Here is a 24,041-nt window from a genome sequence, read left to right as displayed (position 1 = left end):
AGTATCAGGCAATGACCACCACGAATGCCGCCACCGCACCGTCAGTCGTGTCAGGCACGACGCCGACCTCGTCATCCTCCTCGTCGAGCTCGAGCCTCAGCTCGTCCACCGGCGCGACGCTCGCCGGCAATTTCCAGACGTTTTTGACGCTGCTGACCACGCAGCTCCAGAACCAGAACCCGCTCGATCCGCTCGACACCAACCAGTTCACCCAGCAGCTGGTGCAGTTCGCCGGCGTCGAGCAGCAGCTCAAGACCAACGACTCGCTGTCGCAGCTCGTCACCTTGCAGCAGACCACGCAGGCGACCCAGGCGCTCGGCTTCGTCGGCAAGACTGCCGTGGTCGACGGCACCACCGCGACCATGACGAGCTCGTCGGCGACCTGGCACCTCAACGTACCCACCAGCGCCACGGTCGACATCTCCATCGCCAATTCCAGCGGCCAGACCGTGTTCACAGGCAAATACACCGCGGGCGCCGGCAGCGACATTCCCTTCACCTGGAACGGCCAGGGCAATGACGGCACGCAATGGCCGGACGGCAAATACACGATCTCGGCGACCGGCAAGGACGCCTCCGGCAACAGTGTCGGCATCGCCGCGCAGGTGCAGGGCGTGGTGAATTCCGTCGACCTGACCCAGTCGCCGCCGCTGCTCTCGATCGACGGCAACAGCTACACGCTGAGCCAGGTAAAGAGCATCATCGCGACGAGCAGCAACTAAGGCTTGCCTCGGTCCGCCACCTCTCCCAGCGGGGAGAGGTGGATCAGAGTTCCTGGGCTCGTGCTGCCCCGCCAAATGTCGTTCGGCGTTAGTAAAGTATTTACGAAGACCCCCGCTCGGCCGGCTGCAACAGTGTTTTCAGCCCGCCGGGCCCGCGTCGTTCCAGCCAGTTTCAACGAGAATTGTATTGAAGCCTTAGGCTTAGCGGATTTTTAAGCCGGCACGGTTAGGGTTACGGCGTGAGTTCAGTGGTTGAGAGTTTGTGAGTACGCCATGACAGAACCCCATCGCCCGAGGGTAAAATACGTCATCGGGCCGGACGGCAGTCCGCTGACGATTGCAGATCTGCCCGCCCCCGGCACCAAACGCTGGGTCATCCGACGCAAGGCCGAAGTCGTTGCCGCCGTCCGCGGTGGACTTCTCTCGCTCGAGGAGGCCTGCAGCCGTTATACCCTGACGGTCGACGAATTCCTCTCCTGGCAGTTTTCCATCGACCAGCATGGTCTGGCGGGTCTTCGCACCACCCGCATTCAGCAATATCGCCAGTAAGCAATCCGGAAATCTGCTGCCTTTGACGAAAATCGGTCTCGCCCTGCGAGGCCGATTTTTTTCATGTCGCTACTTTTGTCCCAGCTCTTAACCTTCGTTAACCATATCGAAACCATCACCTAGGCAATAATTGCCCACTCGGCCTTTCCAGTGAAAGCAGCCGAATCTGTCGGGGCGGTTGCTTGCAAGGTCTTGCGGACTTCTTAAAGGGTATCGGCGCCGCCCGGTTCGGGGCGATGATCGCGGTCACCGCCGCGCTCATCGGCTTCTTTGCGTTCGTCATCATGCGCGTCACCACGCCGCAGATGACGACGCTGTTCACCGACCTCAGCATGGAGGATTCCTCCAGCATCATCAAGGACCTGGACCGCCAGGGCATCCAGTACGAGCTGCGCAATGACGGCAGCGTCATCATGGTGCCCAAGGACAAGGTCACGCGCCTGCGCATGAAGCTCGCCGAGGGCGGCCTGCCCAAGGGCGGCGGCGTCGGCTACGAGGTCTTCGACAAGTCGGACGCGCTCGGCACCACGTCCTTCGTCCAGAATATCAACCATTTGCGCGCGCTGGAGGGCGAGCTCGCCCGCACCATCCGCGCCATCGACCGGATCCAGGCTGCCCGCGTTCACCTCGTGCTGCCCGAGCGTCCGCTGTTCGCGCGCGAGGCGCCGGAGCCGTCGGCCTCGATCGTGGTGAGGGTCCGCGGCTCGCTCGAACCCCAACAGATCCGCGCCATCCGCCACCTCGTCGCGTCCGCCGTCAACGGCCTGAAGCCGCAGCGGGTCTCGATCGTGGACGAGGCCGGCCAGCTGCTCGCCGACGGCGCCGCCACCGATCCGGAGCAGGCCGCAGGCGACGACCGGCGCATCGCCTTCGAAAAGCGGCTGCGCAAGCAGGTCGAGGACATCGTCTCCTCCGTGGTCGGCTCGGGCCGCGCCCGCGTCCAGCTCTCCGCCGATTTCGACTTCAACAAGATCACCCAGACCTCGGACAAGTTCGATCCCGAGGGCCGCGTGCTGCGCTCGACCCAGACCCGCGAAGAGCAGAGCATGACCGCCGACAACAACGGCCAGGTCACGGTCAACAACGAGCTCCCCGGCCAGCAGCAGAACAGCGGCGTCGCGGCGAAGGACCAGAGCAAGAAGACCGAAGAGACCAACAACTACGAGATCTCCCGCACCACCAAGACCGAGGTGACCGAGGCCGGCCGGGTCAACCGCATCTCGGTCGCGGTCCTGGTGGACGGCATCTACACCAAGAACGACAAGGGCGAGCTCGCCTACACCGACCGCAGCAAGGAGCAGCTCGACCGCATCGCCACCCTGGTGCGCTCGGCGATCGGCTTCGACCAGAAGCGCGGCGACCAGGTCGAGGTCGTAAATTTGCGCTTCGCCGACGCCCCCTCCACCGCCCCGATCACCGAGCCCTCCGGCTTCCTTGGCATGCTTCAGTTCACCAAGGACGACATCATGTATTTCGTCGAGCTCGGCGTGATGATGCTGCTCGGCCTGGTCGTGATGTTCATGGTGATCCGCCCGCTGGTGAAGCGCATCCTCGCCTCCGACGAAGTCGCCGCCGCCATCACCGGCGTCCTCGCCGGCCCTGCCGCTTCGGACGAAGCCGCGCCGGCTGCCGGCGGCCAGGCGCTTATCCCGAGCGGCGCCGCCAGCGCGATCGACGTCGCCACCATCCAGGGCCAGGTCCACGCCCAGTCCGTTCATCGCGTCGGCGAACTCGCCGAGCGCAATCCCAACGAAACCGTCGCCATCATCCGTCAGTGGCTGACCGAACCCGCGAAATGATCGAGTGAACTGACATGGCCGCCAGTCTGCAGAACGCAAACTCGAACGACATCACCAGCGTGATCTCCACGCTCGGTCAGCGCGCCGGCAGCCGCGCGCCCGGCACCAAGCAGGAAGCGCTCTCGGGGCCGAAGCGCGCCGCGATCCTGATGCTGGCGCTCGGCGAGCAGTATGGCGGCAAGATCTGGGGCCTGCTCGACGACGACGAGGTGCGCCAGCTCTCGCTGGAAATGTCGACGCTCGGCACCGTCGAGGTCGACACGGTCGAGGACATGCTGCTCGAATTCGTCTCGCGCATGTCGGCCTCGGGCGCGCTGATGGGCAATTTCGACGCCACCGAGCGCCTGCTCCAGCAATATCTGGCGCCCGAGCGCGTCAACGGCATCATGGACGAGATCCGCGGCCCCGCCGGCCGCAACATGTGGGAGAAGCTCTCCAACGTGCAGGAAGAGGTGCTCGCCAACTACCTCAAGAACGAATATCCGCAGACCATCGCCGTGGTGCTGTCGAAGCTGAAGCCGGAGCATGCCGCGCGCGTGCTCGGCATCTTCCCCGAGGATCTCGCACTCGACGTCGTCAATCGCATGCTGAAGATGGAGGCGGTGCAGAAGGAGGTGATCGAGAGCGTTGAGAAGACGCTGCGCACCGAATTCATGTCCAACCTGTCGCAGACCCGCCGCCGCGACGCCCACGAGGTGATGGCTGAGATCTTCAACAATTTCGACCGCCAGACCGAAACCCGCTTCATCACCTCGCTGGAAGAAGAGAACCGGGAATCGGCCGAACGCATCAAGGCGCTGATGTTCACATTCGACGATCTCGTGAAGCTCGATTCCGGCTCGGCGCAGACCCTGATGCGCAACGTGGACAAGGACAAGCTCGGCGTGGCGCTGAAGAGCGCCAACGAGGACGTCCGCAACTTCTTCTTCGGCAACATGTCCTCGCGCGCCGCCAAGATGCTGCAGGACGACATGGCCGCGATGGGCCCGGTGCGCCTGCGCGACGTCGACGAGGCCCAGGCGCTGCTGGTCAACCTCGCCAAGGACCTCGCCGCCAAGGGCGAGATCATGCTGACCAAGAACCGCGCTGACGACGAACTGGTGTATTGATGGGCGCTCCGGCCAAATTCCTGTTCGATACCGACTTCGCCGCGCCCGACCGGGCGCGCGAGAAGGGCGCGAGCGCGGCCGAGATCGCGCAGAAGGTCGCGGAAGCCGAAGCGCGCGCCTATCAGGACGGCTTTGCCGCCGGCCAGCGCGAAGCCAAGGCCGAGAGCGACCGCCGCGTCGCGCTCGCGATGGAAGAGATCAACATCTCGATCCGGGGCATTGCATCCGGCATCGGCAACATCGAGACCAAGATGGAGACCGAGGCGGTCGACGTCGCGGTCGCCGTGGCCCGCAAGCTGTGCGCCGACCTCGTCGCCGCCGAGCCGCTCGGCGAGATCATGGGGCTGGTCAAGGACTGCTTCTCGCATCTGGTCGCGACGCCGCATCTCGTCGTCCGCATCAACGACGCGCTCTACGACAGCGCCCGCGAAAAGATCGAGCGGCTCGCCAAGCAGAGCGGGTTCGAAGGACGGCTGGTGATCCTGGCCGAGCCCGAGATTGCCACCGGCGACTGCCGGATCGAATGGGCCGATGGCGGCGTCGTGCTGGAGCGCAACGCCATCGCGGCCAAGATCGACGACATGGTCGGACGCTATATCGCGTCCCGCAAGGGGAACTAAGCCATGAGCGAGAACGACGGACAGGTCCCGCTGCCCGATCTCAACGGCCCGCTGCCGCCTGCAGGCGCCGACATCGGCTACAACGAGGACGAATATGCGGCGCGCGTCGCCGCCGACCTCGAAGCCGTCTTCGACGTACCGGTGCAGGTCTCGGCGGTGCTCGGCCGCTCCAAGATGGATGTCGGCGAGCTCCTCAAGCTCGGACCCGGCACCGTGCTCGAGCTCGACCGCCGCGTCGGCGAGGCCATCGACATCTACGTCAACAACAAGCTCGTCGCCCGCGGCGAAGTCGTCCTCGTCGAGGACAAGCTCGGCGTGACCATGACCGAAATCATCAAGACCGAACGCAGCTAGCGCCACAGAGATAGAGCGCGGCAGCGCGAACAGACGGACAGGAGACTCACATGCGGCTTCTCATCGTTGGCACATTGAAGGGCCAGCTCACCACCGCCACCAAGATCGCGATGGACAACGGCGCCACCGTGACCCACGCCGAGGATCACGAGCAGGCGATGCGCGTGCTGCGCGGCGGCAAGGGCGCCGACCTCCTGCTGGTCGACGTTGCCCTCGACATCCGCGACCTCGTGATGCGGCTCGAGGCCGAGCACATCCACGCCCCGATCGTCGCCTGCGGCATCACCAACGACGCCCGCGCCGCGGTCGCCGCGATCCACGCCGGCGCCAAGGAATACATCCCGCTGCCGCCGGAGCCGGAGCTGATCGCCGCGGTGCTCGCCGCCGTCGCCAACGATTCCCGCGAGCTGGTCTATCGCGACGACGCCATGGCGCGCGTCATCAAGCTGGCGCAGCAGATCGCCGGCTCCGATGCCTCGGTGATGATCACCGGCGAATCCGGCACGGGCAAGGAAGTGCTGGCCCGCTACGTCCATACCCGCTCGGCCCGCGCCAAACGCCCGTTCATCTCGATCAACTGCGCCGCGATCCCCGAGCATCTCCTGGAGTCCGAGCTGTTCGGCCACGAGAAGGGTGCCTTCACCGGCGCGATCGCCCGCCGCATCGGCAAGTTCGAGGAAGCCACCGGCGGCACGCTGCTGCTGGACGAAATCTCCGAGATGGACGTCCGCCTGCAATCGAAGCTGCTGCGCGCCATCCAGGAGCGCGTGATCGACCGCGTCGGCGGCACCAAGCCGGTGCCGGTCGACATCCGCATCATCGCGACCTCGAACCGCAACCTGGCGGAGGCCGTGCGCGAAGGCACGTTCCGCGAGGACCTGCTGTTCCGCCTCAACGTCGTGAATCTGAAGATCCCTCCGCTGCGCGAGCGTCCCGCCGACATCATGGAGCTCGCCCAGCATTTCGTGAAGAAGTACGCCGAGGCCAACGGCGTGCCGATGCGCCCGATTTCGGCGGAAGCCAAACGCGTGCTCTCCACCAACCGCTGGCAGGGCAACGTCCGCGAGCTCGAAAACACCATGCACCGTGCGGTGCTGATGGCGCAGGGCGACGAGATCGGACCCGACGCGATCCTCACCCCCGACGGCGACCGCCTCGACCTCGCCAAGACCGCGCCGGCCGTGGCGCACGCCACCATGGCCGCCGAGCAGGTGACGCGCGCCCTGGTGGGACGCACCGTCGCCGACGTCGAGCGCGATCTGATCCTGGAGACGCTCAAGCACTGCCTCGGCAACCGGACCCATGCCGCCAATATCCTCGGCATCTCGATCCGCACGCTGCGCAACAAGCTGAACGAATACGCCGACGGCGGCATCCCGATCACGCCGGCCGGCACGCCGGGTGAATATCCGCGGATGCCGATGGTCGGGGCGTGAGGCCCCAGCCGACATCGAGAGGATGCGAATGCCCGGGCTCAGTCCCGGGCATTCTCTTTTGGGGGCCACCCCGCGTGCGCCGGGACGACATCGGTGAACATGGCCGCACCGCATTCGGCGACTAGGTCGCCGTCGCGCCAGGCCCTATAACCGCTCGCGAGAACCACGCGAGGAACCAGATGTCTGAAGCTCAAATCACGGATTGGCTGGCGTCGCAGCGGCAGGCGATGATCGACCTGTTGCGCGACGTCGTGAACATCGATTCCGGGTCCTACGACAAGGAAGGCGTCGATGCGGTCGGTGCGCGGTTCGAGCGGCATTTTGCCGAGCACGGCATTCCGTTCCGGCGCGAAGGCCATGACAGCTTTGGCGATGCCATCCATGCCGAGGTGGCAAAGCCCGGCAGCAACGAGAAGCCGGTGCTGTTGATGGGGCATCGCGACACCGTGTTCGGCAAGGGCGAGGCCGGACGTCGTCCGTTCACGATCAAGGACAAGCGTGCCTACGGGCCCGGCGTCGCCGACATGAAGGCCGGCGTCGTGATGAACATCTTCGTGGCCACCGCCTTCCACAAGTTCGGCGGCAACCCGCATCCGATCAAGCTGCTGATCACCTCGGACGAGGAGATCGGCTCGCCCTCCTCGCGCCCCGTGATCGAACGCGAAGGACGCTCTGCGCGCGCGGTGTTCAATTCCGAGCCCGGCCGGCCCACTGGCAATGTCGTCACCAGCCGCAAGGGCGGCATCTTCATGCACATGGCGATCACCGGGAAGGCGGCGCATTCCGGCGCCAATTTCGCGGCAGGCATCAGTGCAATCGGCGAGCTCGCGCACAAGATCATCCAGATCCATGCGCTGACCGACCTCACCAAGGGCATCACGCTCAATGTCGGTCTCATCTCGGGCGGCCAGTCCGTCAACACGACCGCGCCTTACGCCGAGGGCCAGATCGACATGCGCTATGTCGATCCGAAGGATCGCGCCATCGTCATGGCCGAAATCGATCGGATCATCGCGACGCCTTACGTGCCCGGCACCAGCGCGACGCTGACGATCAAGGGCGAGTTCGTGCCCGTCGTGCAGAGCGAGAGCTCGAAGGCACTGTTCGAAAACTATCAGGCCGCCGCGAAGCAGGCCGGCCTCACCACGCTGCAAGGCGAATTCTCCGGCGGCTGCGCCGATTCCGGCTTCACCGCCGCGGTGGGGACGCCGACCATCTGCGGCGTCGGGCCGGTCGGCGGGCTCGCACATTCGCCGGAGGAATATCTCGAGCTCGACAGCATCGTGCCGCGCGCGCAGGCGCTGGCGCTGGCGATTTTGCGGGGGTAGTCGCCGCATCCTCCTTCAAACCCGGCCATGACGAGGAGAGACTTTACGAATAACTCGGCGCGTCCGGCTTGCGGAAAATGTGGATGGGATCGCCAGGCACGAAGGGCTGGCCGCGGAACATCGCATAGGCGTAGAGCGCGAGATAGACGATCGCCAGCGCGCCGACGGCGTAGAAGGCCCAGGTCCCGACGCGCTTCATAGCTCCGCTCCATGGCCGTCCCGCCCTGGGAGGCTCAAGGGCTTCTAGAGCGGTGAAGGAGAAAACGCCAGCCTGAGCGCGGCGATCAAACGCCGTGCGCGGGAACGCCGACCTCGGCGAGCCGCGCGGCGTCCTCGTCCTGGCCGACCGCCACATACTGGCCGTGCCAATAGGCGAGCGCCGCGGTGCGGGTCGAATTTCCGATGGTCCTGACGCGGCCGATGACGATGCCGTGCGAATGGCGCTCGACGACGTCCTCGACCTCGCAATCGACGGAGGACAATGCGCCGACCAGCAACGGCACGCCGGAGGTGGCTGTCACCCATTGGGCGCCCGCAAAACGATCGGCACCCTTCAGGCCACCCTTGCCGGCAAAACGCTCGGCGATGTCGAGTTGGTCAGCCGCGAGGATGTTGACACCGAAGGCGCCATAGCGGCGGATCAGCGGGAAGGACGAAGCATCGCGGTTGATGCTGACCAGCAGGGTCGGCGGATCGACCGACAGCGAGGTCACCGAGGTGACCGTCATGCCGGTGATGTCCTTGCCCCGCCCGGCGGTGATGATGCTGACGCCGCCGGTGAGGTGGCGCATGGCGCCGCGGAAATCGGCGGACGAGACGGCAGTTTCGGTCATGAGATCGCGGGGCACTACATTCCTGGCACAGTCCCCGAAGCGGGGCTCCCGTCTATTTAGGTACGATCGTCCGCCAACAAAAGGTGGCTCAGGATCGAGCCCACGAGGCCGCCCGGCCCGGCCGGACAGCGCACACGCTGCCTGGCGGCGGAGCGCACAGGAGCCGGAATCCCGAAAACAACCCCATGCACAGTAGCCCCGGCAAGCGAAAACGATCACCTGCGGATAATCAGAAATAAAATTGACTCGTCGGGCAAAACAGGCGCATGATGACATCATGGCGGCGTTCGATTGGATCGCCTTTGCCCGGCTACTGCAGCCACCGCACCGGCAGGTTCTGCAAACCACGGAACGCCCAGCCGCCGATCCGCACCGGCTCGTCCTCGGCGATCTCGATATCCCCGGCACGGGCGAACAGCGTCGGCAGCGCGACGTCGGCGATCATCGCGCGCGAAGCCCAGGCTCCGGCGCAGAAATGCGGGCCGGCGCCGAAGGCGACGCTCTTCGAGGTGTCGCGCCGCACGTCGAATTGATCGGCGCGCTCGAAATGCTTCTCGTCGCGGTTGGCGGAGCCGAACATCAGGAACACGCGATCGTCGGTTTCGAAGGTGACGTCGCGGATGCTCCACGGCCTGGCTATGCGCCGCGGCGACATCCCGATCGGCGAGATCCAGCGGGCGTATTCCTCGAACGCTGCGAGCCATGTCACCTCGCCCCTGCGCACGAGGTCGCGCTGCCCGGGATGCGTCAGCAATGCCCACACCGTGCCGGCGATGGCCTTGCGCGGCTCGTTCTGGCCGCCCGAGATCGCGAGCTTCACATTTGCGCGCACGCTATCCATGGCCATGCCCGAAGCGAGGAGAACGCCCAAAATGCTCTGGTCAGGATTCTTGCGCATCACCGGCAGGATGTCGTCGATCGCAGCATCGATGCCCGACGTCGCGGCGTGACAGCGCGCCTCGACCGCGGGATCGCCACCGTAATTGGCGATGCCCTCGATCATGCCCTGCGACCACGCATCCATGTCCGCAAAGCCGATGTTGGTGAGGCCGGTGATCGACTTCAGGCATTCGCCGGAGAACGGCAGCGCGAAGTCGCGCATGAGATCGATCCGCCCCGGCGCGATCGCATCGATGATTCGGTCAGCGTGAGCCTGGAACACCGCCGTCCAATGCGCCTTCACCGTCTTCGGCGACACCGTCGGAAACATCGCGCGCCGCTCGACCTGGTGCGCCTCGCCGTCCTTGCGCATCATGTTGTGGCCCATCAGCCGGTTCATCAGGCCGGCCGGCTGGTGCGAGGAGAACACGTCGATCTGCTTCTCCGAGATCGAGATATCGTCGCGGCTGGTCAGCAATGTCGAGCCAAGCTGCGGTACGAAGGCGATCGGTGCCTCTTTCCGCATTTTTGCCAGCATCGGATAGGGATCGGCCCAGAACGAAGTGGGATCGATATCGACGCGCGGCGCGGTGCTCAAGGCGGGCTCCTCGGATGTCTTTCCGCCCAGCCTAGCGAATTCCGCCACCGGCGTCTGTCCCTAGCGATAGGGACGGACGCCATGAAGGTGCCGACAACGAAATCATTGGTTGGCCGCCGCAGCCGCGGTCGCCACATATTTCGTGTAGAATTCGGCGACCCGGCCGCGCCACATGCCGACGAACGCCTCCGAAGTCACGTTGTCCACCGATTTCCAGGTGCGCTTGAACGCAGGAAGTGCATTGCCCCAGATCGCGCGTTTGCACCACCTCTCGCCCTTCTCCTTGCCTTCGCCGGTGGCGCACATGGATTTCCAGGCGAGGCGAGCGGGCCGGCTGATGTGCTCGGCGGCGCCTTCCCAACCCTGCTGATGGATCAGGTAAAGATCGCTCATGTCCGGCTTGCGGTGCGTGATCCATTCGAATTGGACGCCCTCGGTAATGATCTTGTAGGCGGCCGCAACGGCGTTGTCCCGCGGATTGAGAATCTGCCCGAATCCGAACTTGCCGAACTCGTATTTGCTCAGCTGAAACAGACCGATATACGACCCGGTGCGTTGATTGGGGTTGAGACCGGATTCGATCTTGGCAACCGCCATCATGAAATTGACATCGAGACCGAAGGCGTCGGCAGCGCGCTTGATCTCTTCGGCCGGCGTTCCGAGCGGGATGTCCTTGAACGCGCGCAGGACGGTCTCCGCCGGTTTCTCGGCGGGCGGCAGTTCGGACCAGATGTAATAGATCAGATAACGGAAATCCTGCGTCGGCGCCGCTTTCGGGGCATCGTCGGACGCATCGCGTGCTGCCGGCAGCGGCTGGACGATATCCTCTCCCAACGATGCCAATTTCGGCGCGACGGAAACATCGGCGATTCCGGCTCCGGTGCTCGACGGCGCGGAAGCTGCTGACGTCACCGAGCCAAGCTCTGCTCTTTCTGCCCGAAGCGCCGCCGCAAGCCTGGCGGATGCGTCTGCGTATAGCGCAGGCGTCACCATGTTCGCAGGAGCCACGATGTTCGCAGGAGCCGTCATGCTCGCTGCCGCTTCCGGCATGACTTCAGGCACCGTCGCGGCCGTTCTGTTACCGGCGGCCAGGTAAAGTCCCACGGAGGCAATGACACCCACGATGCAGCCGGTCTGCCAAACCTTCATTGCCCGAAGTCCACGGATGGCTTCCGTACAAAGGCTGTTCGCATGTTCCTGCGGCCTGTGGTGAGCCCCCTTCGTAGACCGTTATGGTTTAAATGAGGTGAACGGGAGCAGACTTTCCGCCTCGCCAATCATCGGATGTGTCCCGCTTTGGGGCAAAGACTGCCCTCAGGACCCGACGGAGCCGCAGGTCGCCCGGCGTCCATCTCCCCCTCAGTTCAGGCCGCGCGCCCCCGCCAGCAGCCCCAGCACGATCGCAAACAACTCGTTCTGGGAGCAGATGCCGAGCCGCTCATAGGCGCGCTTGCGGTAGGTCAGGGTCGAATGCAGGCTGATGCCGAGTTCTTGCGAGATCGCCTCGGAGCTGAAGCCGAGCAGGATGCGGCGGCAGACGTCCTGCTCGCGCGGCGTCAACGCAGAGAGTGGCGCGCGGGTCGCGAACAGCGTGGCGAGGTTCTGGTCGGCGGTTGCGGTGACCGCCTGCTGGAAATGACGTGCGACGCTGGCGCCAATCGCGGGTGCGATGGTCTGGAGCCGCGCGCGCTCGGTATCAGCGAAGCGTCCCTGGGACGTGATGCGGTAGAAATTGACGTAGAAGCAGGTGCCGCCAGTCCAGATCGCGGTGGCGCATTTGTCGACGATGTCGGAATCGTTGAAGAAGATTTTCCGATAGCGCGCGCCGTACATGCGTGGCGTGAAGGATGGCAGCATAATCGGCCCGCTGCCCTCGCCCTCGAACAGCGCATCGCGGTTGGGATCGGATTCGTGGAACTGGCCGGCATAGGCGGCGCCGAGATCGCTGCCGGTCGGGATGTTGCCGACGTCGAGCAGACAGCTCGCACTACCCGCGCGCGTCAGGGCGAACACCATGCAATGGCCGACGCCGGCCTGCCGGCGCAACGTGTCGATGAGGATGTTCGGGAAGTCGGGACGGCCGATCGCAAGCACCGCGGGCGTGACGTCGCCAGCCGCCGGATTTGAGGCCATCGCGTGGGGCCGCATGGGAGTCCTCCGCAGGACGTTCTTTTGCGCGAGGATATCAGCACGAGCGGCGTGCCGGAAGCTGGCCCCTTCCCCGCACTACAAATCGTATATGGCGCGAACGATGCCGCAGCATCGGCACTGGGCTCCCTCTCCCGCTTGCGTGCGGAAGATGCGGAGCAAGCCGCGAGCAATCCTCGTGACATACCGTATGCGATTGCCCTACCCCGCCGCCACCTTCACTGGGGCGACGTTGATCGCGAGCTTGCCGTAGCGATCCGTAAAGGCCTCGGTGTCGATTTCTTCGAGCTTGATCTCGCCGCCCATGACGCCCTGCTTCCAGGCCGCCTGCGCGGGATCGTTCTGGAACTCCGGCATCACCTCGCGGCCGAACAGCTCGAGCGATTCGCAGATGTGCTCGTGGCTGTTCTTGCCCGCTTGATTCAGCAGGATGACCTGGTCGATATGCGAGGACTGGAAGCGCCTCAGTTTCTTCCGGATCGTCTCCGGCGAGCCGATCAGGCCGCCGCGCAGCGCGGCCTCCTGTGCTTCCGGATTGTCGCGCTTCCATTTAACGTACTCGTCCCACATGTTGACGGTGTAGGGCGCGGGCCGCTGGCGGTTCTGCGAGGCGCCGTAGAAGCGCAGCGCGAACTGGAAGAAGGTGGCGCCGTCGGCGCGCGCACGCGCTTCTTCATCGGTCTTGGCGCACATGAAGAACGACACCAGCGCCATGTTCGGGTTGATCTCGTAGTCGGCGAGCTTGTGCAGCCGTTTTGTCATCGCGTTGTAATAGGCATGCACCCAGGCATGCGCGGCGTCGGCGCTGACGAACTGGAAGCCGAGCGCGCCAAAGCCGTAACGGCCGGCGCGCTCGATGGTCGGCAGTTGCGAGCAGGCCAGCCACAGCGGCGGATGCGGCTTCTGCACGGGCTTCGGCACGACGTTGCGCAAGGGGATGTCGAAATACTTGCCGTGATGCTCGCTGCCCGCGTCCTTGAACATCGGGAAGATCGCCTGCACGGCCTCTTCAAAGACTTCCTTCTTGGTTTCCATGTCGCGGCCGAACGGCGTCAGTTCGGTGATGGACGCGCTCTCGCCCATGCCGAATTCGCAGCGGCCGTTCGAGAGCAGATCGAGCACCGCGACACGCTCGGCGACGCGCGCCGGATGATTGGTCGTGAGCTGGAGGATGCCGTGGCCGAGGCGGATGTTTTTTGTGCGCTGGCTGGCGGCCGCGAGGAACGATTCAGGCGACGGCGAGTGCGAATATTCCTCGAGGAAGTGATGCTCGACCACCCAGGCGTGGTCGTAGCCGAGACCGTCGGCGAGTTCCATCTGCGAGAGCGCGTTCTGGTAAAGGGCGAGCTCGTCGCCGGCCACCCAGGGCCGCGGCAGCTGCAGCTCATAGAAGATGCCGAACTTCATGACGACGTCTCTCCCGCGCTTATTCTTGTTGCGGGCATCTTAATGGGTGGGAAGCTCCTGTCTACGCGGCGGCAATTCCGCCATGCGGGAGATGATTCCCCCATGCACGGAGAAATGCATGCCCGAGTGCGGCGCGGGCTGCAGGGTGTGGCGAACTCGACCTGTTGATCCAGATCAACGCGTCAACCCGCCTGCTGCATCAAAAGTGCAGCAAGGCAGCGGCCCGGATGCCGTCCCGATTCCCAAAATTTCAGAGAGACCGAATATGTCGGCCCCTGACGACACGACCTCGCGTGCGCGCCGCAAGCGCATGGAGATATTTGCGTTCCTGTTCCTGACCGCGGTCGTGATGCCGGTCCTCGCGGTCGGAACGGTCGGCTCCTACGGGCTCGGCGTCTGGATCTACCAGATGTTCGCCGGGCCTCCCGGCCCGCCAAGCTCCCCGCATTGATCCCCCGACAAGCGAAAGACAGGCATCATGGCTCACGCCACACTCAACCGCCGCGCATTGATCACCGGCCGGGTGCTCAGCACCGACAGGGTCATCACCCCTCCGGGCTGCGAGATCGCCAGCATCCTGGTGCAGGCCCGCCCCGAGCGCCTCACCGAGGTCGAGGCCGAGATCACGGCGCTTCCCGGCTGCGAGATCCACGGCCGCGATATCAGAGGCAAGCTCGTCGTCGTGACCGAAGCGCCTGACGCCGGCAGCCTCGGCACCTTGCTCAACACCATCCAGTCGCTGCGCGACGTCTATTCCGCAGCGCTCGTCTTTCACGCCATCGAAACCTGAAGGCCGGGAGAGCCATCATGACATCGCCAAAGCTCGACCGCCGCCAGATGCTCAAGCTCGAGGCCGCCGCCATCGCGGCGGCCGCAGCGGGCATGCCGGCGCCTTCGCTCGCCGCCAATCTCGTTGCCGAGCGCGACTCCTCCGAACTGAAATGGGACAAGGCCGCCTGCCGGTTCTGCGGCACCGGCTGCTCGGTGATGGTCGCGACCAAGGACAACCGCGTCGTCGCCACCCATGGCGACATCAAGGCCGAGGTCAATCGCGGCCTCAACTGCGTCAAGGGCTACTTCCTCTCCAAGATCATGTACGGCCACGATCGCCTGACGCAGCCGATGCTGCGCAAGACTGATGGCAAGTACGACAAGAACGGCGAGTTCACGCCCGTGTCCTGGACCGAAGCCTTCGACATCATGGAGCTGAAGTGGAAGGAGGCGTTCAAGAAGCGCGGGCCGAACGGCGTCGCCATGTTCGGCTCCGGCCAGTGGACGATCTGGGAAGGCTATGCGGCGTCGAAGCTGTTCAAGGCCGGCTTCCGCACCAACAACATCGATCCCAACGCACGCCACTGCATGGCCTCGGCCGTCGCCGGCATGATGCGCACCTTCGGCATCGACGAGCCGCCGGGCTGCTATGACGACATCGAGGCCACCGACGCCTTCGTGCTGTGGGGCTCGAACATGGCGGAGATGCATCCCATCCTGTGGACGCGCCTGACCGACCGCCGGCTGTCCGCCCCGCACGTCCGCGTCGCCGTGCTCTCGACCTTCGAGCACCGCTCCTTCGACCTTGCCGACATCGGCATGGTGTTCGTGCCGCAGACCGATCTCTACATCCTCAACGCCATCGCCAACCACATCATCAAGACCAACAGGGTCAACAAGGACTTCGTCAACGCGCACACCATCTTCCGGCGCGGACAGACCGACATCGGTTACGGCCTGCGGCCCGAGCACCCGCTGCAGAAGAAGGCGACGGGCGCCGCCAAGGCCAACGACTCCACCGACATGAGCTTCGACGACTACGCCAAGTTCGTGTCGGACTACACGCTCGAGAAAGCCGCCAAGATGTCCGGCGTGCCGCTCAATCGCCTGGAGGCCCTCGCCGAGCTCTACGCCGATCCCAAGACGAAAGTGGTCTCGTTCTGGACCATGGGCTTCAACCAGCACACCCGCGGCGTCTGGTGCAACAACCTCGTCTACAACATCCATCTCCTGACCGGAAAGATCTCCTCGCCCGGCAACAGCCCGTTCTCGCTCACCGGCCAACCCTCGGCCTGCGGCACTGCGCGCGAGGTCGGCACCTTCTCGCACCGCCTCCCCGCCGACATGGTCGTGACCAACAAGGAGCATCGCGACAAGGCCGAGCACATCTGGCAGCTGCCCGAGGGCACCATTCCCGACAAGAACGGCGCCCACGCCGTGCTGCAAAGCCGGATGCTGAAGGACGGCCTGATCAACGCCTATTGGGTGCAGGTCAACAACAACCTCCAGGCCGGTCCGAACGCCAACGAGGAGACCTATCCGGGCTTCCGCAATCCCGACAATTTCATCGTGGTCTCGGACGCCTACCCCAGCGTGACGGCGCTCGCCGCCGACCTGATCCTGCCGACCGCGATGTGGGTGGAAAAGGAAGGCGCCTACGGCAACGCCGAGCGGCGCACGCAGTTCTGGCACCAGCTCGTCCAAGCGCCCGGCGAGTCCAGGTCCGACCTCTGGCAGCTCATGGAATTCTCCAAGCGCTTCAAGATCGAGGAGGTCTGGCCCGAGGAGCTGATCGCCAAGAAGCCTGATGTGCGCGGCAAGACGCTGTTCGACGTGCTCTACAAGAACGGCCAGGTCGACAAATTCCCGGTGACCGACATCGAGGCGGGTTATCTCAACGACGAGTCCAAGGCGTTCGGCTTCTACGTCCACAAGGGCCTGTTCGAGGAATATGCCCAGTTCGGCCGCGGCCATGGCCACGACCTCGCGCCGTTCGACACCTATCACCGCGAACGCGGGCTGCGCTGGCCTGTCGTCAACGGCCAGGAGACGCGCTGGCGTTTCCGCGAGGGCAGCGACCCCTACGTCAAGCAGGGCGCGGACGTGCAGTTCTACGGCTACCCCGACGGCAAGGCGCGCATCTTCGCGCTGCCTTACGAGCCGCCGGCGGAATCGCCCGACAACGAATATCCGTTCTGGCTCTCGACCGGCCGCGTGCTCGAGCACTGGCATTCCGGCACCATGACGCGCCGCGTGCCCGAGCTCTACAAGGCGTTTCCCGAAGCCGTCTGCTTCATGCACCCCGATGACGCGTCGGAAGCCAAGCTGCGGCGCGGGGATGAAGTGAAGGTGGTGTCGCGCCGCGGCTTCATCCGCGCCCGCGTCGAGACGCGCGGCCGCGACCGGCCGCCGAAAGGTCTCGTCTTCGTGCCGTGGTTCGACGAATCCAAGCTGATCAACAAGGTGACGCTGGACGCCACCGATCCGATCTCGCTGCAAACCGACTTCAAGAAATGCGCCGTGCGCATCGAGCGGGTGACCCAGTCATGATGAAACGATTTGGCATAGCCCTGCTTGCCTGCGCGATCGCCGCCGGCGCAAGCTCGCTGACCGCGCAGACGGTGAATTCGGGCCTGCGCGGCCCGACCCCGCTCAATGACGAGGGCCCGGCGCCGCCGATGCTGCCGAACCGCAACACGTCCGAGAAGGAGGTGCGCAACTATCCGGAGCAGCCGCCGGTGATTCCGCACACGATCGACGGCTACCAGATCGACCTCAACGGCAACAAATGCCTGTCCTGCCACGCGCGGGCGCGCACCGCGGAATCGCAGGCGCCGATGGTCTCGATAACACACTTCATGGACCGCGACGGCCAGTTCCTGGCCTCGATCTCGCCGCGGCGCTTCTTCTGCACCGAGTGCCACGTGCCGCAGAACAGCGCGACGCCGCCTGTCAGTAACGATTTTACCGACATCGACACGCTGTTGACGCGCGCAAGTCCTGGTGGCCGGCGATGACGACGACCGCAGACGATCCAAAAGCCAAGCGCGGCCTGATCGCGCGCGCCTGGGATTTCGCGCTCGAATTGTGGGGCGTGCTGTCACGGCCGAGCACGGTGTTCGCGCTCGGCACGCTCGTGCTCGCGGGCTTCGCGGCCGGCGTGGTCTTCTGGGGCGGCTTCAACACCGCGCTGGAATTGACCAACACCGAAAAGTTCTGCACCGGCTGTCACGAGATGAGGGACAACGTCTTCGCCGAGCTGAAGTCGACCATCCACTTCACCAACCGCTCCGGCGTGCGCGCGACCTGCCCGGATTGCCACGTGCCGCACAACTGGACCGACAAGATCGCACGCAAGATGCAGGCCTCCAAGGAGGTCTGGGGCAAGATCTTCGGCTCGATCGACACGCGCGAGAAGTTCCTGGACCACCGGCTCGAGCTCGCCGCGCATGAATGGGCGCGCTTCAAGGCCAATGATTCCCTGGAATGCCGCAACTGCCACAGCGCCGATTCCATGGACATCACCAAGCAGTCGCCGCGGGCCGCGGTGGCGCATCAGCGCTTCCTGTTCACCGGCGAGAAGACCTGCATCGACTGCCACAAGGGCATCGCCCACCATCTGCCCGACATGCGCGGCGTTCCCGGCTGGCAGTAGGGCCGATCCGGGCCGCTTGAACCGGCGGGAGGAATGGTTAGTTTTGAGGTTGGCGAATCGCATCGTTTCGCCCCTCCTCAAGACAGATATGGCCACCTTCACCCCGCATCAGGATGCCGCGCTCAAGGCCGTCGGCGACTGGCTCAAGGCAAAACCCGGCCGCAACGGCACGCCGCCGGTGTTCCGCCTGTTCGGCTTCGCCGGCACCGGCAAGACCACGCTGGCGCGGCACATCGCAGAGGGTGTCGACGGCGAGGTGAAGTTTGCCGCCTTCACCGGCAAGGCGGCCCTCGTCATGCGCAACAAGGGTTGCGACGAGGCGTCCACGATCCACTCGCTGATCTACCGCGCGCGCGAATCCGGCGAGGAGCAGCCGAGTTTTGAACTCTGGGACGACGCCCCGGCGTCGAAAGCAAAACTGATCGTGATCGACGAATGCTCGATGGTCGATGCCGAACTCGGCCGCGACCTGATGTCGTTCGACTGTCCGCTGCTGGTGCTGGGCGATCCCGCACAGCTGCCGCCGATCCAGGGTGGCGGCTTCTTCACCAATTCGGAGCCGGACGCGATGCTGACCGAAGTGCATCGCCAGGCCCAGGACGACCCGATCGTGCGGATGTCGATGGACGTGCGCGAGGGCCGCGAACTCGACATCGGCCGCTACGGCGAGAGCGAGGTGGTGTCGCGGAAGGAACTCGATCCTGACCGCGTCATGGGCGCGGACCAGGTGCTGGTCGGGCGCAACAACACGCGACGCGCCTACAACATGCGCGTGCGGCAGCGCCAGAACATCGAGGACGTCTTTCCGGTCGCCGGCGACAAGCTGGTCTGCCTGCGCAACAACCGAAAGAAGGGCCTGTTCAACGGCGGCCTGTGGCGCGTCAAGTCGCGCAACGCCTCGCGCTCGAAATCGCGCATCCTCTCGATGCGGCTCTCGCCGGACGAGGATCTCGGTCACAAGATCACGAAAGTCTCCGTGCGCGCCGACTGCTTCGAGGGCGGCGTCGAGCAGATCGCCTGGGAGCAGCGCAAGCCCTATGACGAGTTCGACTACGGCTACGTGCTGACCGTGCACAAGTCGCAGGGCTCGCAATGGGACGACGTCGTGCTGTTCGACGAGAGTTTTGCGTTTCAGGACTCGCGAGCGCGGTGGCTGTATACGGGCATCACGCGGGCGGCGAAGCGGTTGAGTATCGTGGTGTGAGGCTGCCCCTCACTTCCCCGCCACGAAATAAAAATCCTCGCGGCCCGGCGGCGAGCCGTAGCTGAACGGCTGCTGCACGTGCCTGGTGGCGGACCAGACGTCGTCCCGCACGATGTCGAACAGTTTCCGGATCTCAACCTTCGGCACCTTGAGCTCGCGGGCGAGTGCGGTGGAGAACGGGCTGTCGGCGCCGTTGTCGCCGTCGATCGCGGTCTCGCCGTGCTTGGCGGCGTAGACCACCATGAAGCCGGCGCCGGGCTCGATGTTGGAAAAGCCCTTGTCGACGAGCTTCAGCGACAGCGTGTGCTGCATGGTCGGCGCGAACGGATTGTCGCGGCAGGCATCCAGGATCACGAGGCGCACCTTTCGCGCAGCGCCCACCGCCGCGATCACCTGCTCCAGTGCGACGGCTTGCGTTTCGGCATCGCGGTCGACGGCGAGCCTGGCGTCGACGGGCACGAGGTAGTTCACCCCGCCGATCTCGAAGCCGTGGCCGGCATAGTAGACCACTGCCCAGTCGGCCTTCTCCGCCTCGTCGGCAAACGTCTTCAGCGCGTCGAAGAACTTGTCGCGGGTCAGATCGCTGACGGAGATCACGCTCTGGAAGCCGACGTCCTTCAGCACGCCCGCGATCAGTTTCGCGTCCCGCGGCGGATTGGGCAGCGCGTGCACGTTCCTGTAGGCGCCGTTGCCGATCACCAGCGCGACGCGGCGCCCGCCGGGCGCCCCTCCCGGCGTTTGCGGCGTCAACGCGGCGAGCCGCTCCTGCGCGATGGCACGGGCGCGCGCGACGTCGAGCTCGTCGAACTTCGTCAGCGAATAGGCCGCCGAGCGGTAGTCGGCGCGGGCCTGGGCGAGGTCATGCCTGCGCTCGTAGATCTGGCCGCGGCCGGAATGGGCGCGGACATTGTTCGGGTTGAGCTGCAGCGACGCGTTGTAGTCCTTCAGCGCGGCGTCGAGGTCGCCCTTCATCATGCTGACGTCGGCGCGATTGTTGATCGCGAAAACGTTCTTCGGCTGCTTCCCGATCAGTCCGTTGCAGTCGGCGAAGGCCAGATCGTATTTTCCCATCAGGCCGTAAGTGATGCAGCGGTTGCCCGCGATCTGCTGCGCGGTCGGATCGATCTTCTCGGCCTCCGCGAAGTCGGAGATCGCGCCGTCGTAATCCTTCATCAGCGTGCGCACGCGGGCACGATTGGTCCATCCGAGCAGGAATTTCGGCGTGAACCTGATCGACAGGTTGAAATCGTCGAGCGCGCTTTGCAGCGCGCCGCGGCGCAGTTGAATGGTCCCCCGATTGTTGTAGGCGAAGCCGAAATTGGGACGTTTCTGGATGGCAAGGTTGTAGTCGGCCATGGCGAGGTCGTCCTCGCCCTTGTGCTCGCGGGCGACGCCGCGCACGTTGATGGCGCCGACATTGTCCGGATCGGCCTCGACGGCGGAATTCAGCGTCTCGATCGCGCCGTCATAATCGCGCTTGTTGATCAGCGCGTTGCCGCGAATGACGAGCGCCAGCGACTTGTCCTTGCCGGTGACGCGGCCCGCGTCGAGCAGATTCTGGCAGGCCGTGATCCGCGCCTGGGTCTCGGCCTGGCGGTCGCGGCAGGTGGCGAGGTCGTCGCCGGCTTGCGGTTCGGCCGCAGCGATCGCAACGCCGCAGACGAGCATGACTGATATCAGCGAGACGACGCGCAGCATGTTGTCAGATCAGCTCCAGACACCACAGTTTAAGTCGATCGGCGATCGCGCCGGTTCATAGCCCGGAGTTCCCTGCGGCGCCAAGCCGGTCAGCGGGGTGCGGCTTTTTTCACGGACTCGTGTCACTGCGGTTGTAACAATCGGCATGTCCGTCCGTATCTGAGGTGTCTGAAAACGCCGGGCAGGCTGTTCGCCCGCCCTCAACCGCCCTAAACTGTCAGACCTTCCGAAAGAGGATCCGCCATGCGCCGCTCCGTCCTGTCCCTGCTCGCCGCCACCGCCGCCCTGTCGCTGGGCTTTGCCGCACCGACCCGGGCCGCGGAAGACGCCGTCGTGATCCCCGCACCCGCCATGGACGCGGCACCCGCAAGCGGCATCCAGACCGCCGTGGTCGCCGGCGGATGCTTCTGGGGTGTGCAGGGCGTGTTTCAGCACACCGCCGGTGTCGTCAACGCGGTCTCCGGCTATGCCGGCGGCACCAAGGCGACCGCCGACTACCAGACCGTCTCGACCGGCCGGACCGGCCACGCAGAATCCGTCGAGATCAAGTTCGACCCGAAGAAGATCTCCTACGGCAAGATCCTCCAGATCTACTTCTCGGTGGCGCACGACCCGACCCAGCTCAACCGCCAGGGCCCCGACACCGGCACGCAATATCGCTCGGCGATCTTCACCACCTCCGACGAGCAGAAGAAGATCGCGGAGGCCTATATCGCCCAGCTCGACGGCGCCAAGGTGTTCAGCAGGCCGATCGTGACCAAGGTCGGTGCGCTGGACGCGTTCTACCCGGCCGAGGCCTATCACCAGGACTATCTGACGCTGCACCCGACCCAGCCCTACATCGCCTATAACGACATCCCGAAGGTCGAGAACCTGAAAAAGCTGTTCGCGGATAACTACATCGAGAAGCCGACGCTGGTGAGTGCCGGCAAGGCCACCAACTGATCCCGAGATCATCAGAAGAAACGGCAGACCCATGCCCGACGCCAAGACGAAATCCACAGAGACGAGAACCACGGACGACAAGGTCATCAAGAGCGAAGAGCAGTGGCGGAGCGAATTGACGCCGATGCAGTACGCGGTGCTGCGCGAGAAGGCGACCGAGCGTCCCTTCTCCGGCGAATACGAGCACGACCACCGTGCCGGCACCTATGTCTGCGCCGGCTGCGGCAACGTCCTGTTCGAATCCGACGCCAAGTTCGATTCCGGTTGCGGCTGGCCGAGCTTCACCACGCCCGCCGTCGAGAGCCATGTCGACGAAGAGCGGGACATGAGCCACGGCATGATCCGCACCGAGGTGCTCTGCTCCAAATGCAGCGGCCATCTCGGCCATGTCTTCCCCGACGGACCGGGGCCGACAGGCCTGCGCTACTGCATCAATTCGGCGGCGCTGAAGCTCGAGCCGAAATAAGCTTGCGCGCCGCCGGGTTCCCCCATGGAACCCGGCGGCGCGATGTGCTTTTCTCTTCCAGCGGTGCAGCCGATGGGCGAATTCCGGCGGCCGCCAGGGAGGATGCCATGACACTTGGGACCATCCTGATCATCCTGGTGATCATCTATCTGCTGGGCGGCTGGTCGGGCCGGATCGGCGGCTATGGCTACGGCATGGGCCATTCCGGCATGGGGATCGGCGGCGTCGTTCTGGTCGTGCTGCTCGTGCTGCTGCTTCTCGGCAAGCTGTAGGCCATACAAACCATTGAAATCACTTGCCTTATAGCCCCTGCGGGGCTGCCATGCGTGGATTCATCATCTCCCATCGCAGGGGTCGCATTTCTGTCAAATCGGCCTATATTAGGGGGCGAAAATGACATGCGGCGGGCCCGCTCGATTGCGGCCCCTGCCCTCCCAAACCCCACGCGCTTAAAGCCCCAGAGAAGATCACGAGGTCTTTGACCATGCGTCCACTGCGTCCGTTCAACTTCAACACTTCCGCCGAGCTCTTCCCCGCCGCGATCCGCAAGAAGAAGCGTGCAGGCTTCACCTATCGCCGGTTCGGCACTGCGGCTGAGGCCGTGCAGTTCGCGATGGAGCAGTTGCCGACGGATTCGCTGAACGGCGCGTATCTCCAGGTCGAGGAAGCGCGTTTCGACCAGAACGGCATCCGCTCGCTCTACGAGAGCGAAGCCTTCCCGCTGCCGCGCCGCCCGAAGCCGGCGCCGGCCGCCGAGACCGACGCCGACGCGGCGTAAGTTTTTCGAAAACTCCGATGTGCGCAGCAAGCGCGATGGTCGACAGGCCGTCGCGCTTTTTGCTTTTTGGTTCTCCCTCTCCCGCTTGCACGCGGGAGAGGTGCGCCGAGCCTGACGCTCTGCTTGCGCAGAATTCACCGGGGCTAAATCCGCGGCTGCTTGTCGAGCCAGCGGCGCAAGAGGCGCACGTTGCGCATGTTGGCGCGGAACATGACGTCGAAGGCGTCGCCCACGAACGGCACGATGCCGACCACGCCATCGACCGCGACATTGCCGAGCATGCGCGCGGTGATGTACCAGGGCGCACCGAGCGCCTTCGCCTCGCGCACCAGCCACAGCGAGATCGCGGTGGTGATGATGTCGCCGATGACGGGGATCAGGCCGATCAGCCCGTCGATGCCGTAGCGGATATTGGTGCCGGGCAGGATGAAGGCGACGTCGAGCAGCTTTGCGATCGCCTCGAGCCGCGCGATGCGCTGCTCGCGCGTCAGATTGGCGAACGGGTTACCGTTGCCGAATTCAAAGCGAAACTCGCGAAATCCCTGCTCGAGGGTTTCCGGGCGGATCTCGTGGCCGTCCTGGTCGATGATCGGTCCGCGCGCCTCGCGGCCTGAAAAATCGGCGCGCGAATGCGTCCCCGAGCGGGACTTGCGTGGCGCGAGAATGTCATCGTCGGGCATGGTCATGGCCGTTACAAACGCACGGGCGACGCAGAGGTTGCTGCGAAGCGGCCGAAGGTCGC

The 24,041-nt window shown here is 64.9% G+C and carries 26 protein-coding genes; 18 read left to right on the top strand and 8 right to left on the bottom strand.

Going from position 1 to position 24,041, the window contains the following annotated elements; all coding sequences use genetic code 11:
- Positions 1 to 11 precede the first annotated feature (11 nt).
- From XH90_RS06310 to XH90_RS06275, 8 genes are all read left to right on the top strand, one after another.
- Positions 12 to 722 carry a flagellar hook assembly protein FlgD gene (locus XH90_RS06310; protein ID WP_194479724.1) on the top strand — a complete coding sequence of 237 codons (711 nt, stop codon included), beginning with the start codon at positions 12 to 14 and terminating at the stop codon, positions 720 to 722.
- Positions 723 to 995: 273 nt separating this feature from the next.
- Positions 996 to 1,271 (top strand): DUF1153 domain-containing protein, encoded by a 276-nt coding sequence (locus XH90_RS06305; protein WP_002714638.1) that lies wholly within the window; start codon positions 996 to 998, stop codon positions 1,269 to 1,271.
- Positions 1,272 to 1,453: 182 nt separating this feature from the next.
- The gene (gene fliF, locus XH90_RS06300; protein ID WP_194479723.1) at positions 1,454 to 3,070 is read left to right on the top strand and encodes a flagellar basal-body MS-ring/collar protein FliF; all 1,617 of its coding nucleotides are present in this window, start codon (positions 1,454 to 1,456) and stop codon (positions 3,068 to 3,070) included.
- Between the two features lie 14 nt (positions 3,071 to 3,084).
- Positions 3,085 to 4,179 (top strand): flagellar motor switch protein FliG, encoded by a 1,095-nt coding sequence (gene fliG, locus XH90_RS06295; protein ID WP_194479722.1) that lies wholly within the window; start codon positions 3,085 to 3,087, stop codon positions 4,177 to 4,179.
- Positions 4,179 to 4,799: a FliH/SctL family protein gene (locus XH90_RS06290; RefSeq protein ID WP_194479721.1), complete on the top strand. Its 621-nt coding sequence runs from the start codon at positions 4,179 to 4,181 to the stop codon at positions 4,797 to 4,799. The genes fliG and XH90_RS06290 overlap by 1 nt, the downstream gene beginning before the upstream one ends.
- Before the next feature lie 3 nt (positions 4,800 to 4,802).
- Positions 4,803 to 5,153, top strand: coding sequence for a flagellar motor switch protein FliN (gene fliN / locus XH90_RS06285; protein WP_194479720.1), 351 nt, complete (start codon positions 4,803 to 4,805; stop codon positions 5,151 to 5,153).
- Between the two features lie 50 nt (positions 5,154 to 5,203).
- Entirely contained in the window at positions 5,204 to 6,589 is a 1,386-nt protein-coding gene (locus XH90_RS06280; RefSeq protein ID WP_194479719.1) for a sigma-54-dependent Fis family transcriptional regulator, read from the top strand.
- A gap of 179 nt (positions 6,590 to 6,768) precedes the next feature.
- Positions 6,769 to 7,917, top strand: coding sequence for a M20 family metallopeptidase (locus XH90_RS06275; RefSeq protein ID WP_194479718.1), 1,149 nt, complete (start codon positions 6,769 to 6,771; stop codon positions 7,915 to 7,917).
- A gap of 43 nt (positions 7,918 to 7,960) precedes the next feature.
- On the opposite strand, the gene XH90_RS06270 is transcribed toward XH90_RS06275, so the two are convergent.
- The 6 genes from XH90_RS06270 to XH90_RS06245 form a co-directional block, all read right to left on the bottom strand.
- Positions 7,961 to 8,116, bottom strand: a complete 156-nt coding sequence (locus XH90_RS06270) for a hypothetical protein (RefSeq protein WP_177243026.1) — start codon at positions 8,114 to 8,116, stop codon at positions 7,961 to 7,963.
- An 85-nt stretch (positions 8,117 to 8,201) separates the two neighbouring features.
- Positions 8,202 to 8,750 carry a flavin reductase family protein gene (locus XH90_RS06265; RefSeq protein WP_194479717.1) on the bottom strand — a complete coding sequence of 183 codons (549 nt, stop codon included), beginning with the start codon at positions 8,748 to 8,750 and terminating at the stop codon, positions 8,202 to 8,204.
- 310 nt (positions 8,751 to 9,060) lie between these two features.
- A complete protein-coding gene (locus XH90_RS06260) occupies positions 9,061 to 10,227 on the bottom strand; it encodes a cytochrome P450 (RefSeq protein WP_194479716.1) in 1,167 nt (388 codons plus the stop codon).
- Between the two features lie 102 nt (positions 10,228 to 10,329).
- On the bottom strand, positions 10,330 to 11,376 hold the full coding sequence (locus tag XH90_RS06255; protein ID WP_194479715.1) for a transglycosylase SLT domain-containing protein: 1,047 nt from the start codon (positions 11,374 to 11,376) through the stop codon (positions 10,330 to 10,332).
- A 210-nt stretch (positions 11,377 to 11,586) separates the two neighbouring features.
- Entirely contained in the window at positions 11,587 to 12,375 is a 789-nt protein-coding gene (locus XH90_RS06250; protein WP_194479714.1) for a helix-turn-helix transcriptional regulator, read from the bottom strand.
- A gap of 201 nt (positions 12,376 to 12,576) precedes the next feature.
- Positions 12,577 to 13,782, bottom strand: coding sequence for an LLM class flavin-dependent oxidoreductase (locus XH90_RS06245; protein WP_194479713.1), 1,206 nt, complete (start codon positions 13,780 to 13,782; stop codon positions 12,577 to 12,579).
- A 265-nt stretch (positions 13,783 to 14,047) separates the two neighbouring features.
- Here XH90_RS06245 and napE point away from each other — a divergent pair, with 265 nt between their 5' ends.
- From napE to XH90_RS06215, 6 genes are all read left to right on the top strand, one after another.
- Positions 14,048 to 14,233, top strand: coding sequence for a periplasmic nitrate reductase, NapE protein (gene napE, locus XH90_RS06240; protein ID WP_194479712.1), 186 nt, complete (start codon positions 14,048 to 14,050; stop codon positions 14,231 to 14,233).
- Positions 14,234 to 14,260: 27 nt separating this feature from the next.
- The gene (locus XH90_RS06235) at positions 14,261 to 14,572 is read left to right on the top strand and encodes a chaperone NapD (protein ID WP_194479711.1); all 312 of its coding nucleotides are present in this window, start codon (positions 14,261 to 14,263) and stop codon (positions 14,570 to 14,572) included.
- 17 nt (positions 14,573 to 14,589) lie between these two features.
- Complete coding sequence (napA, locus tag XH90_RS06230; protein WP_194479710.1) at positions 14,590 to 17,103, top strand: nitrate reductase catalytic subunit NapA; 2,514 nt, start codon at positions 14,590 to 14,592, stop codon at positions 17,101 to 17,103.
- Positions 17,100 to 17,570 (top strand): nitrate reductase cytochrome c-type subunit, encoded by a 471-nt coding sequence (locus XH90_RS06225; RefSeq protein WP_194479709.1) that lies wholly within the window; start codon positions 17,100 to 17,102, stop codon positions 17,568 to 17,570. Before napA ends, XH90_RS06225 begins: the two co-directional genes overlap by 4 nt.
- Positions 17,567 to 18,208: a NapC/NirT family cytochrome c gene (locus XH90_RS06220; protein WP_210348716.1), complete on the top strand. Its 642-nt coding sequence runs from the start codon at positions 17,567 to 17,569 to the stop codon at positions 18,206 to 18,208. The genes XH90_RS06225 and XH90_RS06220 overlap by 4 nt, the downstream gene beginning before the upstream one ends.
- A gap of 88 nt (positions 18,209 to 18,296) precedes the next feature.
- Positions 18,297 to 19,412, top strand: a complete 1,116-nt coding sequence (locus XH90_RS06215) for an ATP-dependent RecD-like DNA helicase (protein ID WP_194479708.1) — start codon at positions 18,297 to 18,299, stop codon at positions 19,410 to 19,412.
- A 9-nt stretch (positions 19,413 to 19,421) separates the two neighbouring features.
- Here XH90_RS06215 and XH90_RS06210 read toward each other — a convergent pair whose 3' ends face one another.
- Positions 19,422 to 21,110, bottom strand: a complete 1,689-nt coding sequence (locus XH90_RS06210) for a caspase family protein (protein WP_194479707.1) — start codon at positions 21,108 to 21,110, stop codon at positions 19,422 to 19,424.
- 243 nt (positions 21,111 to 21,353) lie between these two features.
- On the opposite strand from XH90_RS06210, the gene msrA reads away from it, so the two are divergent.
- The 4 genes from msrA (at position 21,354) to XH90_RS06190 (ending at position 23,299) form a co-directional block, all read left to right on the top strand.
- Positions 21,354 to 22,055 carry a peptide-methionine (S)-S-oxide reductase MsrA gene (gene msrA, locus XH90_RS06205; protein ID WP_194479706.1) on the top strand — a complete coding sequence of 234 codons (702 nt, stop codon included), beginning with the start codon at positions 21,354 to 21,356 and terminating at the stop codon, positions 22,053 to 22,055.
- 31 nt (positions 22,056 to 22,086) lie between these two features.
- Positions 22,087 to 22,521 carry a peptide-methionine (R)-S-oxide reductase MsrB gene (msrB, locus tag XH90_RS06200; RefSeq protein ID WP_194479705.1) on the top strand — a complete coding sequence of 145 codons (435 nt, stop codon included), beginning with the start codon at positions 22,087 to 22,089 and terminating at the stop codon, positions 22,519 to 22,521.
- 107 nt (positions 22,522 to 22,628) lie between these two features.
- Positions 22,629 to 22,793 carry a DUF3309 family protein gene (locus XH90_RS06195; RefSeq protein ID WP_035731827.1) on the top strand — a complete coding sequence of 55 codons (165 nt, stop codon included), beginning with the start codon at positions 22,629 to 22,631 and terminating at the stop codon, positions 22,791 to 22,793.
- Between the two features lie 212 nt (positions 22,794 to 23,005).
- The gene (locus XH90_RS06190) at positions 23,006 to 23,299 is read left to right on the top strand and encodes a hypothetical protein (RefSeq protein ID WP_027560969.1); all 294 of its coding nucleotides are present in this window, start codon (positions 23,006 to 23,008) and stop codon (positions 23,297 to 23,299) included.
- A gap of 143 nt (positions 23,300 to 23,442) precedes the next feature.
- Here the strand turns inward: XH90_RS06190 and XH90_RS06185 are convergent, their stop codons facing one another.
- The gene (locus XH90_RS06185; protein ID WP_194479704.1) at positions 23,443 to 23,985 is read right to left on the bottom strand and encodes a DUF4112 domain-containing protein; all 543 of its coding nucleotides are present in this window, start codon (positions 23,983 to 23,985) and stop codon (positions 23,443 to 23,445) included.
- Between the last annotated feature and the right edge of the window lie 56 nt (positions 23,986 to 24,041).

The organism is Bradyrhizobium sp. CCBAU 53338 (assembly GCF_015291665.1).
GTDB lineage: Bacteria > Pseudomonadota > Alphaproteobacteria > Rhizobiales > Xanthobacteraceae > Bradyrhizobium.
Note: the sequence above shows the minus strand (reverse complement) of the source record. Positions and strands in the feature narration are given on the sequence as shown.

Bases quoted from the DNA above. Each gene is read 5' to 3' on its own strand.
- msrB (WP_194479705.1), top strand. From the start codon at position 22,087: ATGCCCGACGCCAAGACGAAATCCACAGAGACGAGAACCACGGACGAC.
- XH90_RS06270 (WP_177243026.1), bottom strand. From the start codon at position 8,116: ATGAAGCGCGTCGGGACCTGGGCCTTCTACGCCGTCGGCGCGCTGGCG.
- XH90_RS06245 (WP_194479713.1), bottom strand. From the start codon at position 13,782: ATGAAGTTCGGCATCTTCTATGAGCTGCAGCTGCCGCGGCCCTGGGTG.
- fliG (WP_194479722.1), top strand. From the start codon at position 3,085: ATGGCCGCCAGTCTGCAGAACGCAAACTCGAACGACATCACCAGCGTG.
- fliN (WP_194479720.1), top strand. From the start codon at position 4,803: ATGAGCGAGAACGACGGACAGGTCCCGCTGCCCGATCTCAACGGCCCG.
- XH90_RS06225 (WP_194479709.1), top strand. From the start codon at position 17,100: ATGATGAAACGATTTGGCATAGCCCTGCTTGCCTGCGCGATCGCCGCC.
- napA (WP_194479710.1), top strand. From the start codon at position 14,590: ATGACATCGCCAAAGCTCGACCGCCGCCAGATGCTCAAGCTCGAGGCC.
- XH90_RS06210 (WP_194479707.1), bottom strand. From the start codon at position 21,110: ATGCTGCGCGTCGTCTCGCTGATATCAGTCATGCTCGTCTGCGGCGTT.
- XH90_RS06185 (WP_194479704.1), bottom strand. From the start codon at position 23,985: ATGACCATGCCCGACGATGACATTCTCGCGCCACGCAAGTCCCGCTCG.
- XH90_RS06305 (WP_002714638.1), top strand. From the start codon at position 996: ATGACAGAACCCCATCGCCCGAGGGTAAAATACGTCATCGGGCCGGAC.
- XH90_RS06280 (WP_194479719.1), top strand. From the start codon at position 5,204: ATGCGGCTTCTCATCGTTGGCACATTGAAGGGCCAGCTCACCACCGCC.
- XH90_RS06195 (WP_035731827.1), top strand. From the start codon at position 22,629: ATGACACTTGGGACCATCCTGATCATCCTGGTGATCATCTATCTGCTG.
- napE (WP_194479712.1), top strand. From the start codon at position 14,048: ATGTCGGCCCCTGACGACACGACCTCGCGTGCGCGCCGCAAGCGCATG.
- XH90_RS06220 (WP_210348716.1), top strand. From the start codon at position 17,567: ATGACGACGACCGCAGACGATCCAAAAGCCAAGCGCGGCCTGATCGCG.
- XH90_RS06275 (WP_194479718.1), top strand. From the start codon at position 6,769: ATGTCTGAAGCTCAAATCACGGATTGGCTGGCGTCGCAGCGGCAGGCG.
- XH90_RS06215 (WP_194479708.1), top strand. From the start codon at position 18,297: ATGGCCACCTTCACCCCGCATCAGGATGCCGCGCTCAAGGCCGTCGGC.
- XH90_RS06265 (WP_194479717.1), bottom strand. From the start codon at position 8,750: ATGACCGAAACTGCCGTCTCGTCCGCCGATTTCCGCGGCGCCATGCGC.
- XH90_RS06235 (WP_194479711.1), top strand. From the start codon at position 14,261: ATGGCTCACGCCACACTCAACCGCCGCGCATTGATCACCGGCCGGGTG.
- msrA (WP_194479706.1), top strand. From the start codon at position 21,354: ATGCGCCGCTCCGTCCTGTCCCTGCTCGCCGCCACCGCCGCCCTGTCG.
- XH90_RS06290 (WP_194479721.1), top strand. From the start codon at position 4,179: ATGGGCGCTCCGGCCAAATTCCTGTTCGATACCGACTTCGCCGCGCCC.
- XH90_RS06310 (WP_194479724.1), top strand. From the start codon at position 12: ATGACCACCACGAATGCCGCCACCGCACCGTCAGTCGTGTCAGGCACG.
- XH90_RS06250 (WP_194479714.1), bottom strand. From the start codon at position 12,375: ATGCGGCCCCACGCGATGGCCTCAAATCCGGCGGCTGGCGACGTCACG.
- XH90_RS06190 (WP_027560969.1), top strand. From the start codon at position 23,006: ATGCGTCCACTGCGTCCGTTCAACTTCAACACTTCCGCCGAGCTCTTC.
- XH90_RS06255 (WP_194479715.1), bottom strand. From the start codon at position 11,376: ATGAAGGTTTGGCAGACCGGCTGCATCGTGGGTGTCATTGCCTCCGTG.